This is a genomic window from Bradyrhizobium sp. AUGA SZCCT0182, from assembly GCF_018130185.1.
Lineage (GTDB): Bacteria > Pseudomonadota > Alphaproteobacteria > Rhizobiales > Xanthobacteraceae > Bradyrhizobium.
In genome coordinates this window covers 1-14982 of the sequence record NZ_JAFCLY010000030.1, presented here as the reverse complement: position 1 = coordinate 14982, position 14982 = coordinate 1, and the positions used below count along the sequence as shown (strand labels likewise).

Annotated in this window: 16 protein-coding genes and 1 tRNA gene; 9 read left to right on the top strand and 8 right to left on the bottom strand. The window is 63.8% G+C overall.

Annotated elements, in window-relative coordinates; all coding sequences use genetic code 11:
* Positions 1–87: 87 nt before the first annotated feature.
* The gene (locus JQ611_RS27370; protein ID WP_212467145.1) at positions 88–1128 is read left to right on the top strand and encodes a LacI family DNA-binding transcriptional regulator; all 1041 of its coding nucleotides are present in this window, start codon (positions 88–90) and stop codon (positions 1126–1128) included.
* 87 nt (positions 1129–1215) lie between these two features.
* Positions 1216–2184: a tripartite tricarboxylate transporter substrate binding protein gene (locus JQ611_RS27365; protein ID WP_212467144.1), complete on the top strand. Its 969-nt coding sequence runs from the start codon at positions 1216–1218 to the stop codon at positions 2182–2184.
* A 62-nt stretch (positions 2185–2246) separates the two neighbouring features.
* Here JQ611_RS27365 and JQ611_RS27360 read toward each other — a convergent pair whose 3' ends face one another.
* Positions 2247–3470, bottom strand: coding sequence for a cytochrome P450 (locus tag JQ611_RS27360; RefSeq protein WP_212467143.1), 1224 nt, complete (start codon positions 3468–3470; stop codon positions 2247–2249).
* A 64-nt stretch (positions 3471–3534) separates the two neighbouring features.
* Complete coding sequence (locus tag JQ611_RS27355; RefSeq protein WP_192740598.1) at positions 3535–3744, bottom strand: ferredoxin; 210 nt, start codon at positions 3742–3744, stop codon at positions 3535–3537.
* A gap of 163 nt (positions 3745–3907) precedes the next feature.
* Between JQ611_RS27355 and JQ611_RS27350 the strand changes: the two genes are divergently transcribed.
* From JQ611_RS27350 to JQ611_RS27340, 3 genes are all read left to right on the top strand, one after another.
* Positions 3908–4546 carry a TetR/AcrR family transcriptional regulator gene (locus JQ611_RS27350; RefSeq protein WP_212387426.1) on the top strand — a complete coding sequence of 213 codons (639 nt, stop codon included), beginning with the start codon at positions 3908–3910 and terminating at the stop codon, positions 4544–4546.
* 116 nt (positions 4547–4662) lie between these two features.
* Positions 4663–5583, top strand: coding sequence for a hypothetical protein (locus JQ611_RS27345; protein ID WP_249133492.1), 921 nt, complete (start codon positions 4663–4665; stop codon positions 5581–5583).
* A gap of 69 nt (positions 5584–5652) precedes the next feature.
* Entirely contained in the window at positions 5653–6477 is an 825-nt protein-coding gene (locus tag JQ611_RS27340; RefSeq protein WP_212467142.1) for an SDR family NAD(P)-dependent oxidoreductase, read from the top strand.
* On the opposite strand, the gene JQ611_RS27335 is transcribed toward JQ611_RS27340, so the two are convergent.
* On the bottom strand, positions 6427–6660 hold the full coding sequence (locus tag JQ611_RS27335) for a hypothetical protein (RefSeq protein ID WP_212262986.1): 234 nt from the start codon (positions 6658–6660) through the stop codon (positions 6427–6429). The genes JQ611_RS27340 and JQ611_RS27335 overlap by 51 nt on opposite strands.
* Before the next feature lie 206 nt (positions 6661–6866).
* Here JQ611_RS27335 and JQ611_RS27330 point away from each other — a divergent pair, with 206 nt between their 5' ends.
* Positions 6867–7088: a hypothetical protein gene (locus JQ611_RS27330; protein ID WP_211997678.1), complete on the top strand. Its 222-nt coding sequence runs from the start codon at positions 6867–6869 to the stop codon at positions 7086–7088.
* A gap of 131 nt (positions 7089–7219) precedes the next feature.
* Entirely contained in the window at positions 7220–8287 is a 1068-nt protein-coding gene (locus JQ611_RS27325; protein ID WP_212387423.1) for a putative sulfate exporter family transporter, read from the top strand.
* 64 nt (positions 8288–8351) lie between these two features.
* Here the strand turns inward: JQ611_RS27325 and JQ611_RS27320 are convergent, their stop codons facing one another.
* The 5 genes from JQ611_RS27320 to mnmA form a co-directional block, all read right to left on the bottom strand.
* Positions 8352–9104 (bottom strand): hypothetical protein, encoded by a 753-nt coding sequence (locus JQ611_RS27320; protein ID WP_212467141.1) that lies wholly within the window; start codon positions 9102–9104, stop codon positions 8352–8354.
* A gap of 300 nt (positions 9105–9404) precedes the next feature.
* Positions 9405–9481 (bottom strand) — tRNA-Met (locus tag JQ611_RS27315).
* Positions 9482–9595: 114 nt separating this feature from the next.
* Positions 9596–9961 (bottom strand): hypothetical protein, encoded by a 366-nt coding sequence (locus tag JQ611_RS27310; protein WP_212390623.1) that lies wholly within the window; start codon positions 9959–9961, stop codon positions 9596–9598.
* A gap of 72 nt (positions 9962–10033) precedes the next feature.
* Complete coding sequence (locus JQ611_RS27305; RefSeq protein WP_192737539.1) at positions 10034–10672, bottom strand: class I SAM-dependent methyltransferase; 639 nt, start codon at positions 10670–10672, stop codon at positions 10034–10036.
* 35 nt (positions 10673–10707) lie between these two features.
* The gene (gene mnmA / locus JQ611_RS27300; RefSeq protein WP_212390622.1) at positions 10708–11907 is read right to left on the bottom strand and encodes a tRNA 2-thiouridine(34) synthase MnmA; all 1200 of its coding nucleotides are present in this window, start codon (positions 11905–11907) and stop codon (positions 10708–10710) included.
* 375 nt (positions 11908–12282) lie between these two features.
* On the opposite strand from mnmA, the gene JQ611_RS42765 reads away from it, so the two are divergent.
* Both JQ611_RS42765 and JQ611_RS27290 read left to right on the top strand, forming a co-directional pair.
* Positions 12283–13917: a flagellar hook-length control protein FliK gene (locus tag JQ611_RS42765; RefSeq protein ID WP_212467140.1), complete on the top strand. Its 1635-nt coding sequence runs from the start codon at positions 12283–12285 to the stop codon at positions 13915–13917.
* Positions 13918–13928: 11 nt separating this feature from the next.
* A complete protein-coding gene (locus JQ611_RS27290) occupies positions 13929–14627 on the top strand; it encodes a flagellar hook assembly protein FlgD (RefSeq protein WP_212390620.1) in 699 nt (232 codons plus the stop codon).
* Positions 14628–14982: the final 355 nt, after the last annotated feature.

Below are 14982 nucleotides of genomic sequence, written 5' to 3'. Positions count from 1 at the left end.
TTCCAGATGCAGCTGATTTTGAGCCGACCGGGCTCGAATGCAAACGAATCCGGGCACTTAGGACGCGACAGCGGGCAAGCAGGACCGATGGCCAGAACCCAGCCGACCCCATCCCTTCGGCCGACCATCCGCGATGTCGCTGCGCAAGCCGGCGTGTCGGTCAGCAGCGTCAGCCGGGTGTTGAACCGCGAGCCGCACATCAGTCCTGAACTGCACGCCCGGATCATGCGCGTCGTGGACCGCCTCGGCTTCGAGCCAGATTCCGCCGCGCAGGCGCTGCGCTCGCGCGCCAGCAACACGATCGGCTGCATGGTCTCCGATATCTCCAACCCGCTCTACAGCGAGATGGTCAACGCCGCGGAAGAGGAATTGCAACGCGCCGGCTACGTCCTGATGCTCGGCGCAACCCGGCACGCCGAGGAACGCGAAACCGCGTTTATATCCGCGGTGCGCCGGCGGCGGATGGATGGATTGCTGCTGTTCGCCGGAGACAACACCCACAAGGATTTTACAAGCGCGCTGGCTACGCTCGACCTGCCCTGTGTCGGGATCGACCGCGAGGTGCCGGGCGCGCCGTCGGTGCGCGCCGATCATCGCGGCGGCGGCTTTGAGGTGACGCGCTATCTCATCGGCCTCGGCCATCGCCGTATCGCGCTGCTGACCGGGCCTGCGGCGGTGCTGCCGAGTACGGAGCGGGTAGCCGGATATCGGCAGGCGCATATCGAAGCCGGACTTGAGGTCGATCTCGATCTCGTCCGCCCGCAGGTGCACGGCTCGGGCATCGCCTTCAGCGACGTCTGCCAGTTGCTGCAAGGGCCTGCGCCGCCCACTGCGATCATCACGCTGGGAACGCACATGCTCGCCAGCGTGATGGACGCGCTCGCCAGCAACGGCATTCGCTATCCGGGCGACATCTCGTTGGTGTGTATCGGCGACACGGATCTGGCCCGGCACGCGACGCCGGCAATCAGCGCGCTGACATGGGACTTGAGCGAAATCGGCAGGATTGCCGCAAAAACCCTGCTTGAGCGGGTGCGCGACGGCGATCAGGCCCAGGACACAAGGCCGATTTATCTGCCGACCCGATTCATCCTTCGACATTCCTGCGCCGAGCCGCGCGCCCAGTGATTTGAGGAATTGCCTGCCCTTCCGATCTGCCAGCTTTGACGACCGCTAACAAAAAAACAAGTACCGGGAAACCCAAGGGAGTTGCGTATGAAGTTCCGCACAACGATGCTGACGTTGCTGATGCTCGTCCTGGCCACCTGTTCGGCAAGGGCCGAGGACGCGTCGGACTATCCCTCCAGAAAAATAAGAATGCTGTTGCCGTTCGCGGCCGGTGGCGGCGGCGACGTCATCGGCCGGCTGCTGGCCGACAAGATGGGCAAGCGCCTGGGGCAGACCATTTTCGTCGAAAACCGCACGGGAGCGGCCGGCACCATCGGCACGCAGATGGTCGCGACCTCGCCGGCGGACGGTTACACCATCATGATCGGCGGCATGACCACGCATGTGCTTGCGCCCGCGTCCTATACCAGCCTGCCCTATGACCCGATCAAGGATTTTGCAGTCATCGGCCGCATCGGAACGTCGGCGATCCTGGTGGTGGCCTCGAAGGATTTTCCGGCGAGCGACCTGCGCGGCCTGATCGCGATGGCGAAAAAGGGCGATCAGATCCAGTACGGATCCTGGGGCGTCGGCTCGACCGGACATTTCTGCGCGGAAATCCTGTCGCAGAAAGCCGGCATCAAACTCGAACACGTGCCGTTCAGCGGCGCGGCGAAGGTTGCCAATGATCTTATCGGTGGCCACATCTCGCTCGGCACGCTGGATATGGCGACGGCGACGCCGCTGGTGAAGGATGGAAAAGTAAAGGCGCTGGGCACATGCGGGGATCGCTCGCCAAGCCTGCCTGAAGTCGCAAGCTACAAGGACCAGGGGATCGATTTTGAGCGCAGCCTGTCCTGGGTCATGTACGCGCCCGCTGGCATCCCCGACATCGCCGCGAAGAAGCTTTCAGCTACACTGCAGGAGTCGATCGCCGAAGCGGATATGACCGAAAGGCTGCTCGCGCTCGGCGTCACCGCGGACTTCATCCCCGGAGACCGGCAGCGCGACATCAACGTGCGCGACATCGAGGCCTGGAAGGTGGTCGCCAGAGAAGCCAAAATCGAGATCAAGTGAACGCGCGGGCAATCCGGTCGAAATTGCCGGCGCGCCGCGCCCGAAGCAGGCTCAGTTCCTGCTCAGTTTTTCTTGCCGAACAGCACCGGAAGCTGGCGCGGGCCACGCACCGTGCCTTCCGACCAGGTGACCTTGCCGGCCGGATCGAGCTTGAAGTCCGGAATCCGCTTCAGCCATTCCTCGATCGCGACCGTCATTTCCATGCGCGCGAGGTTGGAGCCGACGCAGCGGTGAATGCCGAGGCCGAACGCGGCATGGCGGTTTTCCTTGCGGTCGATCACCACCTTGTCGGCATCCGGGAACATCGCGGGGTCGCGGTTGGCCGCCGGGAACGACAGCAGCACCATGTTGCCCGGCTTGACCGGGCAGCCGCTGATAGTGGTTTCCTTCATCACTTCGCGCGCCATCGTGACCGGCGAATAGGCCCGCAGGAATTCCTCGATCGCCCTCGGCATCAGCTCCGGCTCGGCGATCAGCCGGTCGCGGTCGGCGGGCGTATTCGCCAGATGCCACAGCGAGGAGCCGATCGCGCTCCAGGTGGTGTCGATGCCGGCAATCAGCAGCAGCCGCAGCGAGCCCAGCACCTGGGAATCCTCCAGCGGATTGCCGTCCTTGTCCTTGGCCTTCATCAGCGTCGAGATCAGGTCGTCGGTCGGATGCGTCTTGCGATACTCGATATGGCCGGCGAAATAGGCGCTCATCTCCTGCACCGCCTGCATCAGCATGCTCTCGTTCTTGATGCTGAGCTCAAGGATCATGTGGATCCAGTTGACGAAGAGATCGCCGTCCTTTTCGGGGATACCGAGCATGTGGGCGATGGCGCGCACCGGCACATGCTTGGTGTAGCGCGCCGCAGCGTCGCATTGACCGTCGGCGATGAACTCGTCGATCAGCTCGTTGCAGATGGCGCGCACCCGCGGCTCCAGCTTCTTCATCGCGTCCGGCGTGAACGGCGGAAGCAGCAGTTGCTTGGCGGGCTTGTGCTCGGGCGGATCCGACGTGATCGGGGGCGCGGCGTTTCGCGTCACTTCGGGCCGCACGTCGCGCACGATGACGCGCCGCGAGGAGAAATGCTCGGTGTCGTAGGCGATCTCCTTCACCGCCTGATAGGTGGTCGGCAGATAGCAGCCGAGGAAACGCTTGGTGTGCACCACCGGGCATTCGTTGCGCAACTCGTCCCAGATCGGAAACGGATTCTCGGTCCAGCGCGGATCGGTATGATCGAAATCGTTGACCCAATCGGTGACCGGAGGATGTTCGGGCATCATGCTGACGGAATCGGACATCGCGCAAATTCCTTTTGCTTGGTTCGTTCAGGACGAGCTTGATTTCAGGACCGGACTATCGCCCCTATTCTTCCTGCACTTCGATCGCAATTTCGGGGCAATTGGTCTGGGCGAGCCAGGCCTTGTCTTCCAGGCCCGCGGGGACCGAACCGTCGCCGACTTCATGGGCATTGCCGAATTCGTCGAGCTCGAACAGTTCCGGCGCCAGCGACTTGCAGCGTGCGTGTCCCTGACATTTGTCCTGATCGACGCGGATCTTCAGCTTTCCCGACATGCGAGCGCTCCTTCAAGCCGCGCGCGCTCAACCGGCGCGTCGCATTTCCTCATGTTGATTTGGGCGTTACCAACTGCGGCCGGTCCGCCTCTTCAAGTTATACCGTATTACATTATCGTCGCGATTGTGCTGTCAAGCGGAAAGTTATAGATCATTACACTGAATGCCACCTCGCCCCGCACGTAAAGCGCTCAACACCTATCACCACGGGGATCTCCGCGATGCCCTGGTTCAGGCCGCGCTCGGGGAAGTGGAACTCGGCGGCCCCGAAGCGATCAGCATCAGCGCGCTGGCCAAGAGGCTCGGCGTCTCGCAGCCGGCTCCCTACAAGCATTTTGCCGACCGCGAGAGCCTGCTCACGGCGGTAACGGCCGAAGCCTTCCGCCAGTTCAACGCCATCCTGCGCGAGTCGATCGGAAAACCCTCCAGGCGTTCGAAGCTGTCGCGCCTGGCGCAAGCCACATTGGATTTCGGTCTTCGCCGCAACGGCGTCTACCGCCTGATGTTCGCCTCACGGATCATGGCATGCGCACCCAAGGGCAGCGAGCTGCATGTTGCCGCGATGGAAACCTTCGAGCTGCTGCTGGAATCCCTCGAAGCGCCCGCGGTCGGATTGCTGCGCGAACGCAGCGCCCTGCAAATCTGGGCCGCGCTGCACGGCGTGGTGATGCTGGCCGAACAGGGACTTCTCACCGGCCAGCTTGCCAATGTCAGCCGGGAAGAGCTGGTCGAAGATATCGTCAAGCAGACCAAGGTGGCGCTGGCGGTGGCCGTCAAGGCGGCGGACAAGAACGGCCGATAACGCTCGCCCGGTCCTCATGGTGCGGCGTCCGCAAATCCGTTACCATGGGCTTGCGTAGCTGTTGCCGGAAAGCGGCTGCCTTGGATGCGAGTGGGCCGGTGCAGGTTCGATTGAAAATGAGATTTGCGCACACCCGGCCGGCGCGAACCGGCCGGCGGCTGGCGCTCGGGATATTGATGTCGCTGTGCTGTTCCGGTCTGGCGTCCGGCCAAAACAACAGCAAGGACAATGGCGAGGACGAAGATGCGCCGGCCAAGCCGAAGCCGGTATTGCCTAACATCTATCTCGACTTGCGGACGATCTACACCACCCTGCCGGCCGGTACGCTCTCGATCGGCTTCAGCGCGCCGCCACTATTGTCGACGCTGTCGAACCTGACATCGCTCGGGACCTTGTCGTCGCCGGCCAGCCGAAGCATCAATCTCGACATTCCCGTGACGGTTGACGTCAACGAGCAGCTGTCGGTCTATGGCGGCGTCAGCGGCGCTTCGTCTCAATCGGGCAGCCTGCCCTGGTCGTCGTTCGATATTTACGGCTTTACGGTCGGATTTCAGGCCGACCTCTATCAGCAAAACGGCGGCATGTTTCCAACGGTGACGATACAAAGCAATGCATCGCGATCGATTTCCGACGCGCCATTGGCCACGACCTCCTACAATACGATCCTCGAATTCGGCTACGCGCTGAACCCGGATGAAACGCGGGGACTGCTCGCCGGCGCGCAATACACAAAAATCATCGTCGATTCCATATTCGCTGAAGTGAAGCCTGGCTATGTGGGCTATGTCGGCGGCTACTATCAGTGGGACAACAACTGGAAGCTGACCGGCCGCTTCGGCGTGCAATCGTTCGGCGGTGCGCAGCTTCTCAATCTCACGCCGTTCCCGGCCTTCACCCAGCCGATCGTACGGCTCGATCTCGATCGCATGGACGATAACGACAACCGCCTGTTCGGCGTCACCGCGCAGATCGCCTGGACGCCGAAGCCGTCCTATCAGCTGACGGTGAGGACGCCGCTCTATGCGATCAAGAATTAAGGCGCATTCCGGCACCAGCGGATGCCGCCGCTGATCACACTGACACATTCACATCCAGGAGAAGACATCATGACATCCAGCGACGGCGCTCGGACGCTCAAGGACAAGGTTGCATTGGTGACCGGCGCGGGCCGCGGGCTCGGCCGCGCCTTCGCCGAAAAACTGGCTGCGATGGGCGCCGACGTCGCGATCCACGGCATGCGCGAGAACGGACCGGCGGAATATGGCGAGGGATCGACGCTGACGGCGGTCGCGGAAGATATCGCCAAGGCGCATGGCGTGCGCACCATTCGCGTGCTCGGCGACCTCACGCAAGGTGCCGACATCGCGCGCGTGGTCGAGACCACGACGCGAGAACTGGGGCCGGTCGAGATCCTCGTCCACAATGCCGGCGGCGACATCGCGGCCAAGGGCGGCAAGCCGGATCCGAACGACGCCATCGGCATCAAGGAAGAGGACGTGCGCGCGGTGCTCGATCGCAATCTGCTCAGCACGATCCTGACCTGCCAGGCGGTGGCGCAGGAGATGATGAAGCGGCGCCAGGGCCGCATCGTCACCATCGGCTCGGTCGCGGCCTTCAAGGGCCGCACCAACGGTTCGATCTATGCCGTCGCCAAAGCCGGCATGACGCATTACACGCGCTGCCTCGCCGATCAGCTGCGCTCCTACGACATCAATGTGAACTGCATCGCGCCGGGCGACACCCGTACCGGCCGCTTCATGGGCACGCGCGCGGTCGACCAAAATCGTCTGGTCGAAACCGGCACGCTCGACCGCATCGCCACCGTCGATGAAGTCGCGCGCGTCGTCGAAATGTTCGCGGGGCCGATGGGGGCGTTCGTCTCAGGACAGGTGCTGCGCGTCGACGGCGCCGGACAGTGCTGGGCGGCCTGATACCCGTTCTCTCAACTGGTCAAACTCGCCGGAATGGTAGGTGGCGCCGTCAGGCGTAACGATTTCGACGTCCCAGCAGCCGTCCGATATCAGTTCATCGGCTTTTTTCATCGCGGCCAGCACCGACTCCCGCCGCAAGGTCACGGTTCCCGATGTATCGAGCGCGGTAATGAGAAATACCATGGACGGCTCCTGTTTCGGATTCGCACCAGTGTGGCTGGGAATACGGCCGGGTCAAGCGGCATGAATTGTGGGCCAGGAGAAGAAAACCCTACCCCCGAACGGTGGCGGGAAAGGGACTTCCACATTCTGGCCGCAGATTGCATACCGCTACCCTTGCTTCCGGGCCGAACTGGGCGACATTAGGGGCTCGTGCAATGGAAGCCGTCATGAGCCCGCCCGCCTTCGATCCCTTTGGAGAACTGGTCCCGACCGCCGATTCGGCGGCCGCGCCGGAACGCGACTCTAACTGGCTGAAATCGGCCGGTGTCGGGCTGTTCTGGGGGTTGGTCGGCGTCATCGTGCTGGCACGCGCGATGTACTTCGAGCCGGGCGCTTTCAGCTTCGGGCAGGCCGTGGCGTGGGCGCAGGGCCTGTTCGGGTTGCTCTAGGGCGCACACGCGATGCGCCCGCCCCTGCTGGAAGCCGGAAGAAGAATACTCTCCCTATCTTGCTGAATCGAAAATTTATTGGTGAAGCCGAGCAGGCTGGCGCATAAACTGTTCTCCAAAACGGGGGGCATGTGCCGCAACAAGACCACGAGACGGACGGGATAAGGTCGGACCCAGGCGCTTTCAGGCGCAGCCTGGCCCTCATTCCCGGCATCGCACTTTGCGGCGCGATCACCGCCGTTTCGCTTGGCGCCCAACTGGTCGAAGAGCGCATCTTCGCCCACCCCTATGTCGAAGCGCTGGTCATCGCGATCCTGCTCGGGATGGCGATTCGCACTGCCTGGCAACCGTCCGAGCGCTGGCGCTCCGGCATTGCCTTCAGCGCCAAACAGCTGCTCGAGGTCGCCGTCATGCTGCTCGGCGCTTCCGTCAGCTTTGCCGCGATCGTGGCGTCCGGCTACCTTCTGGTCGCAGCGATCGTCGCCACCGTCGTCATCATGCTGGCTGTCAGCTACGGCCTCAGCCGGATGCTCGGCCTGCCGACCAAACTGTCGATCCTGATCGCCTGCGGCAACTCGATCTGCGGCAATTCGGCAATCGCCGCGGTGGCGCCCGTGATCGGCGCCGATGGCGACGACGTCGCCTCGTCGATCTCCTTCACCGCGATCCTCGGCGTCTTGATGGTGCTGGGCCTGCCGCTGCTGATCCCGTTGCTCGCCCTGTCCGCGACGCAATACGGCATTCTGGCGGGTCTTACCGTCTATGCCGTCCCGCAGGTGCTGGCGGCAACGGTCCCCGCCGGTATCGGCGCCACGCAGATCGGCACGCTGGTGAAACTGGTGCGCGTGCTGATGCTGGGGCCGATCGTGGTCGCCCTCTCGCTCGTCGCCGCGCACCGCCGCAAGCGCCATGCCGACGCGACCAGGGCGGTTGCGATCAGCCCGTTCAAGCTGGTGCCGTGGTTCATCATCGGCTTTCTGGTGCTCGCCGCGCTGCGCTCGCTGCAGCTCGTGCCTGACATCGCGGTCGCGCCGGTGACAAAAACCGCGGCCATCCTTACCGTGCTGTCGATGGCCGCGCTCGGGCTTGGTGTCGACGTACGCGTTCTCTCAACGGTCGGCGGAAGGGTCACCGCCGCCGTCACGCTGTCGCTGCTCCTGCTGCTCGGCCTGAGCATCGGACTTGTGCATTTCTTCTGATGAAGCCGCCGCCCTGCCAATTCGCAACTGGCGTGATCCAGCCACGCGTCAGAGCAGCTGATCTCTAGGCCGTTCTCATTCCGTTGGACAGGATCACCTGCAGTCTGGGATCGCTTACTGCGAAGAACGCGGCTTCTATTCGTGCCGTCAGGTTCGGCTGCAATAGCCATTCACCAACTGTTTTGGCCGCCTCCTCGTGGCTCTCCAGGCAGGCAGAGTGGAGATAGGTCTTATCCCGCTCCTCGATCACGTACTCGCGCAACGCGGCCATATGGATGGCCGCGGCCGGGTCCTCGGCACCGACCCAATTGTGCAACAGCCGATCGATATCGCCGCCTGCGGTCACAACTAGCGTCACGACGCTCCTGATATTGAAGGCGAGGCGATATCCAGCAGGCCACACCTCCAGGTCGAGGCGGGTCAGGCTGTCGCTCAGGAATGCATCGAAGAAGCGGTCGATGCTCTCCACCTCCGCTCGAGGCCACTTGTTCCGGTGGTCGGCCTGGCCAAGCCGGCGCAGGCAAATATCCAGTCCGATGTGGTCAGGGTAATCATGCGCGGCGATCAGCTCGAAATAACGCGGCAGGAAGTAGCGTAGCTCACGCGAGACCTGACCATCGTCATAGTCATGCGCGGAGTTGGTGTACTCGGCCAGCAGATCGGCCGGGATTGACCGCAAGGGCGTGTTGGCCAGCTGTCGTTCTGTCTCCTCGGTCATGCAACAACGGCAATGGCATACGACGAGGTCACGGCCCAATCGATACGCGCCGAAGACCCGGTAGGCTTCCTCGATGGCGGCCGTTAATTCTGAAGGCATGCTACAAGACGTCTGCTGATGGGTTCACAGAACTAGCACAATATCCCGTTCAAGACCGTTATCCGGGAAACTCCGAGCCGGGCGCAAATCCGGATCGACGATGGCCCGTGCGGGCGCGCGTAATCCTGCAGCGGTCTGCGCCGTTGCTTCCGAGCGGCGGCCGGATTCAGGATCGGCTGGTGAAGGACGTGATCGTGCACGCCGAACCAAACACCAGCGGCTTCTCCATCGACATCAAAGGCAGGCTGTCCGAACTAGCCGGGATGCTCGCGTTCCCGCCCGTTCCATAGGGGGTGATGATGGTAGCGAGAGAGGGACTCGAACCCCCGACCCCAGGATTATGATTCCCGTGCTCTAACCAGCTGAGCTACCTCGCCACGGTTCACCGTCACGGCTCAACATACCGCAGTCGCGAACGCGCGGCATATAAGGAGTCGGTCGGGGGCCTGTCAAGCAAACCCGCCCGGTTCGAAAAGCGCCTGCAAACGGCGCTATTTGGGCCGGATCGAAGGATCGCCGCCGGGGCTGCCGGGCGGCGGAATCACCGGCGTTTTGCCCCCACCCGGCGCCGGTGCATGCATTTCGGGATCAATGCCGGCGGGCGGGCACAGCACACCATCGGAACGGGCCAATCTTTCGCCGAGCGGTTCGGCCCGCTGGCCGGTGGTGGTGCCTTCCGGTGCTGCCGCGCCGGAATGCGGCGCTGGATGCATCGGCGCGCAATTGGCGGTCCGCGCAGCCGATGGCGGCGCGGTCGGAACCGGGGGAGTGGCCGGACCCGGCGGGGCTTGCGCCGCCGCCACGCCGGAGGCCGCCATCAGAACACACGACAGAAAGAGCGAGCGTTTTATTGCCATGCAAGGAAAACGGTCCGCAGCCGCGGAGGTTCCCGGCTGATTTCAAGACTTGCAATTTCAAGACTTGCAATTTCAGGACTTGCGGAAGCGGATCAGCGAAAAATGCCCCATCGGCGGCATCGGCCGCCGTTCGGTCAGGCTGACGCCGCCATGTTTGGCGGCCCAATTGGTCAATCGTTCCCAGGGGAATTCCGGCCGCCAGCCGAGCCGCCGCGCCAGCGGTGCGAAGGCGAGTTCAAAGACGCGCCGCGGGCCGCTTTCGGCCCCGATGTGATTGACCAGGATGAGTTCGCCGCCGGGCTTCAGCACGCGGATGAAATCATCCAGCGTGCGTTCGGGATCCGGCACCGCGGTGATGACATATTGCGCCACCACCGCATCGAAGAACGAATCCTTGAACGCCAGATTCTTGGCATCCATCACCGCGAGCGTTTCGACATTGGAAAGGCCGAGCGCGCGAACCCGCTGTTGCGCCCGGCGCAGCATCGGTTCGGAAATATCGACGCCGCACAATTTGGTGCTGCGCGAATAATCCGACAGCGACAATCCGGTGCCGACGCCGACGTCGAGAATGCGCCCGCCGATCTTGTCGGCTTCCGCGATCGTCGATTGACGGCCGTGCTCGAACACCTTGCCGAACACGAGATCGTAGACCGGCGCCCAGCGCCCATAAGCCTTTTCGACCCCCTCGCGGTCGATGTCCGCAGTCATTCCCTTAAGCCCCCGCCCTTATGCCCCGCATTTTTTTAGCCGCGCATCACCTCGGCGAGCGGTGGCGCCGTTATATCCTGCACCCCTGCCCTCGCAACCTTCCGTGCGGTCGCACTCCTGATGAATCCGCCGCCGAGCACGCGCGCCTGCCCCGAGGGCGCGTCGTAAAACACGCAGGCCTGGCCCGGCGAAACGCCTTCTTCGCCGGCGACGAGTTCGACTTCATAGCCGCCATCGACCGCGCGCAGCCACGCCGGCTGCGGCGGGCGCGTCGAGCGCACGCGCACGAACATCTCGATGCCTGCGCCGATCACGCGCTCCAGTGCGCCGTCGCCGATCCAGTTGACGTCGCGCAGCTGGATACGGTCCATCCGCAGCGCCTCGCGCGGTCCCACCACGACGCGGCGGCTGGCGGCATCGAGCTTGACGACATAGAGCGGCGCGGCTGACGCGATGCCCAGCCCCTTGCGCTGGCCGACGGTGAAATGAACAATGCCCTGATGCTGGCCGATGACGTGGCCGTCGAGATCGACGATGTCGCCGGGCTCGATCGCGCCGGGCTTCAGGCGGCCGATGATGTCGGTGTAGCGACCGGTCGGGACGAAGCAGATGTCCTGGCTGTCCTGCTTGTCGGCGACCTCGAGCCCAAAGCGCCGCGCCAGTTCGCGCGCCTGCGGCTTGGTCATGTCGCCGAGCGGAAAGCGCAGATAGTCGAGCTGCTCGCGCGTGGTCGCGAACAGGAAATAGCTCTGGTCGCGATCGGCGTCGGCCGCGCACACCAGCGCCCGCGATCCGTCAGCGAGACGCCGCGAGGCGACATAATGTCCGGTGGCGAGTGCGCTGGCGCCAAGCTCGCGCGCGGTCGACAGCAGGTCGCGAAACTTGACCGAGCGGTTGCACTCGATGCACGGCACCGGCGTTTCGCCGAGCGCGTAGCTGTCGGCGAAATTGTCGATCACCGACTCGCGAAAACGGCTTTCGTAATCGAGCACGTAATGCGGAATGCCGATCCGCTCGGCGACATTGCGGGCATCGTGAATGTCACGGCCGGCGCAGCAGGCCCCCTTGCGATGGGTGGCCGCGCCATGGTCGTAGAGCTGCAGCGTGATGCCGACCACGTCGTAGCCCTCGGACTTCAGCAAGGCAGCCGTCACCGAGGAATCGACGCCGCCAGACATGGCGACCACGATCCGTGTGTCCTGGGGGCGGCCTTCGAGGTCCAGACTGTTCGGCATGGCAGGTCAATCGGCTTCAATCGCGAGGCAGCGCCGCGCGGCAAGAGTTCAAAAAAGCCTTTTATATATAAGGCCTTAAGGCCCGTTTCGGCCCTTTCAGGCCGGACCGGAAGTCCGCTCTTTAATATAGGCCGTATTCCCGGGAGGCAATCAGCCGGACCGGGTTTGGCCCGGCAATAGACGGCAAATCTTGCCGCCGGGCAGAAAAGGGGGCCAGCCCAGGACCTCCGCTGGCGACCCGGCGTCACCATAAGGCATTGAAATAAAACGATATTTTTTGGAGATCCAGCATGGCCCGGTCCTTGCTCAGAGGTAGCCAAGGTTTCAGCGCGAGGGTCGCCCGTGGTTAGTGTCACGTCAGAACTATCGGCAAACGTGTCTTTTCAAGGCGCGACGGCAAGGTCGGGGCGGCCGGATTCCGACCAGACGGCCGGAAACGACAGCTTTGCGGCGCTGGTCGACAGCAACAAGGCCGCTGCCAACAGCGACCACCGTCCCCAAGACACTGCGCCGCGCCGCGCCGATGATTCGCAAAGCCCGGCGGACCACCGGGCGCGCGACAACAGCGCATCGGACAAGGTGGCTTCGGACAAAGCGGCATCCGACAAGGCCGCGCGCAGCGACGCGCGCCAGGATTCCAGCGGCCGCGATGCCGGCAGCAACGCCCGCGACAACGCCGAGGCGGACACCAGGACCGACGCAACCCGCCGCTCCAAGACGAAACCGGATTCTTCCAAGTCCGACACCTCGAAACCGGATGAGACCAAGGCGGAAGGCAAGCCCGCTTCCGGCGAGGACGCTGCGGCCACCGATCAGACCGAAGCGAAACAGGATACGGCAGCACTGGTAACGGCCAGCGCCGTGGCCACCATGATTCCTGTCGCCACGGCAACAGTGGAAGCCTCGATCGCAAAAGCTCCCACCGATACCGCGACGGCGCCGCTTGCGATCGCCGCCGCCGCCATTGTCGCCACCGCCACGCTCACCGGGGCAACCGCTCCGGCGGCCGATGCCAGCGCAAATCCGGCTGCGACCGCCAACGCCGCCAAGACAGAGGGCGCGAAGATCGATGCCCAGACCGAGGTCAGCATAGCCGTCACCGCGCAGGTCGCTCCCGCCGACACCACGGTCACGTCAGGCATCGCATTGGCTGCATCCGCGGCCGCGACGGCTGCCGGCGTGTCGAAAACCGCAACGCAAGCCAAGACGCCGGTCGCCACGAAGGAAGCCACTGCAACATCGGGCGAACCGGACAAGGCAGCCGGCACGATCGCCGCCCCCGCGGCTCCGGCGCCCGGCACCATCGTTCCATCAGTCACGCCGCAGGCCGAGGTCACAGGCCAACCGAAAGCCGAGAACGGTGTCATCGACGCCGCCAAAGCTGATGTCGCAGGCAACGGCGCCCCGGCACCATCGGCCCATGCGGCCACGCATGCGCATCCGGTCACAGCCGATGCCAGCCAGACGCTGGCTGGCGCATCCAACAACGGCTTGCAGGCCGCGGGCGCGATCCTGACGCAGCAGCCGGCATCTTCCACCGCACCAGTCCCGGCACCCCAGCTCAACGTCGCCGTCGCGACATCAGCAGCGGTGCCGCTCAGCGGGCTTGCGATGGAAATCGCAGCGTCGGCCAAGAGCGGCAAGAGCCGTTTCGAAATCCGGCTCGATCCGGCCGAGCTTGGCCGCATCGACGTCCGCATCGATGTCGATCGCAACGGCCAGGTCACCTCGCATCTGACGGTGGAGCGGCCGGAGACGCTGTCGATGCTGCGCCAGGACGCCAACCAGCTGCAGCGCGCGCTCGACAATGCCGGGCTTTCGACCGGCAATAGCGGGCTGCAATTCAGCCTGCGCGATCAATCCTCGCAGGGCCAGAACGACGGCAACCAGTCCAATCCCAACGCCCATCGCCTGGTCGTCAGCGAAGAAGACAGCATTCCGGCAGCGGTTGCCGGCCGCAACTATGGCCGCATGCTCGGAGCGAGCGGCGGCGTGGACATCAGGATTTAACGGAGAGCGTTATGGCAGTCGATGCAACCATGCCGACGACGATCGTCTCGGCGCCCGCAACGGGCAGTTCGAGCTCCAGCAGCTCCACGAGCTCGACCGCGACGACGGGGATCGCGGATAATTTCCAGACCTTTCTGACGCTGCTGACGACGCAGCTGCAGAACCAGAACCCGCTGGATCCGCTCGACACCAACCAGTTCACCCAGCAGCTGGTGCAGTTCGCCGGCGTCGAGCAGCAGCTCAAGTCCAACGAGCAGTTGAAGTCGCTGCTCGAAATCGAAAAGAGCGCCCAGGCGACCCAGGCGCTGGTCTATGTCGGCAACACGGTTGCGGTCGACGGCAGCAAGGCGGCGTTCGACAAGTCGGCGACCTGGAATTTCCAGAGCGACAAGGACACCTCGGCAACCATCACGATCACCAACTCGGCAGGACAGACTGCCTACAGCGGCAACTACGCGCTGAAACAGGGCGGTAGCAGTTTCGTTTGGGACGGCAAAGGCAATGACGGCGTGCAGTGGCCGGCCGGCACTTACACGCTGACCGCCACCGGCAAGGACAGTTCCGGCAACAACGTGGCGATCTCCACCGAAGTCCAGGGCGTCGTGGATTCGGTCGATCTCAGCGCCTCCCCGCCGCTGCTTTCGATCGGCGGACAAAGCTACACGACCGACAAGATCAAGCGCGTGGTGCGCCCGTCGACGACAAGCTAGCGCTGCGAGCTGACGGGTCGCTCTCTCGTCCTCGTCGTCCCGGCCTTGAGCTCAGATGCGCAATTGCGCATCGGGGGACCCATACTCCGTGACCGTTGTTGTTGAAGAGGGTCGCTAACGCCAGCACTCTCACCGATAGGCCGCGGCGTATGGGTCCCGGCCTTCGCCGGGACGACGAAAAAAATCTTCGATTCAATTTTCAAACAGCAAAGACGACCGTCCGCATTCTCGCGACGCGTGCGCCCGAGCTTTGCCAGAAATTCCTTGCCCCCAGAATGAGAGGGCGCAGGGAAGACCGGGTGCGCGCTGCACCCGCGGTCTCGCGTGCGGTTTGCACAAAACAAAGTGCACACGA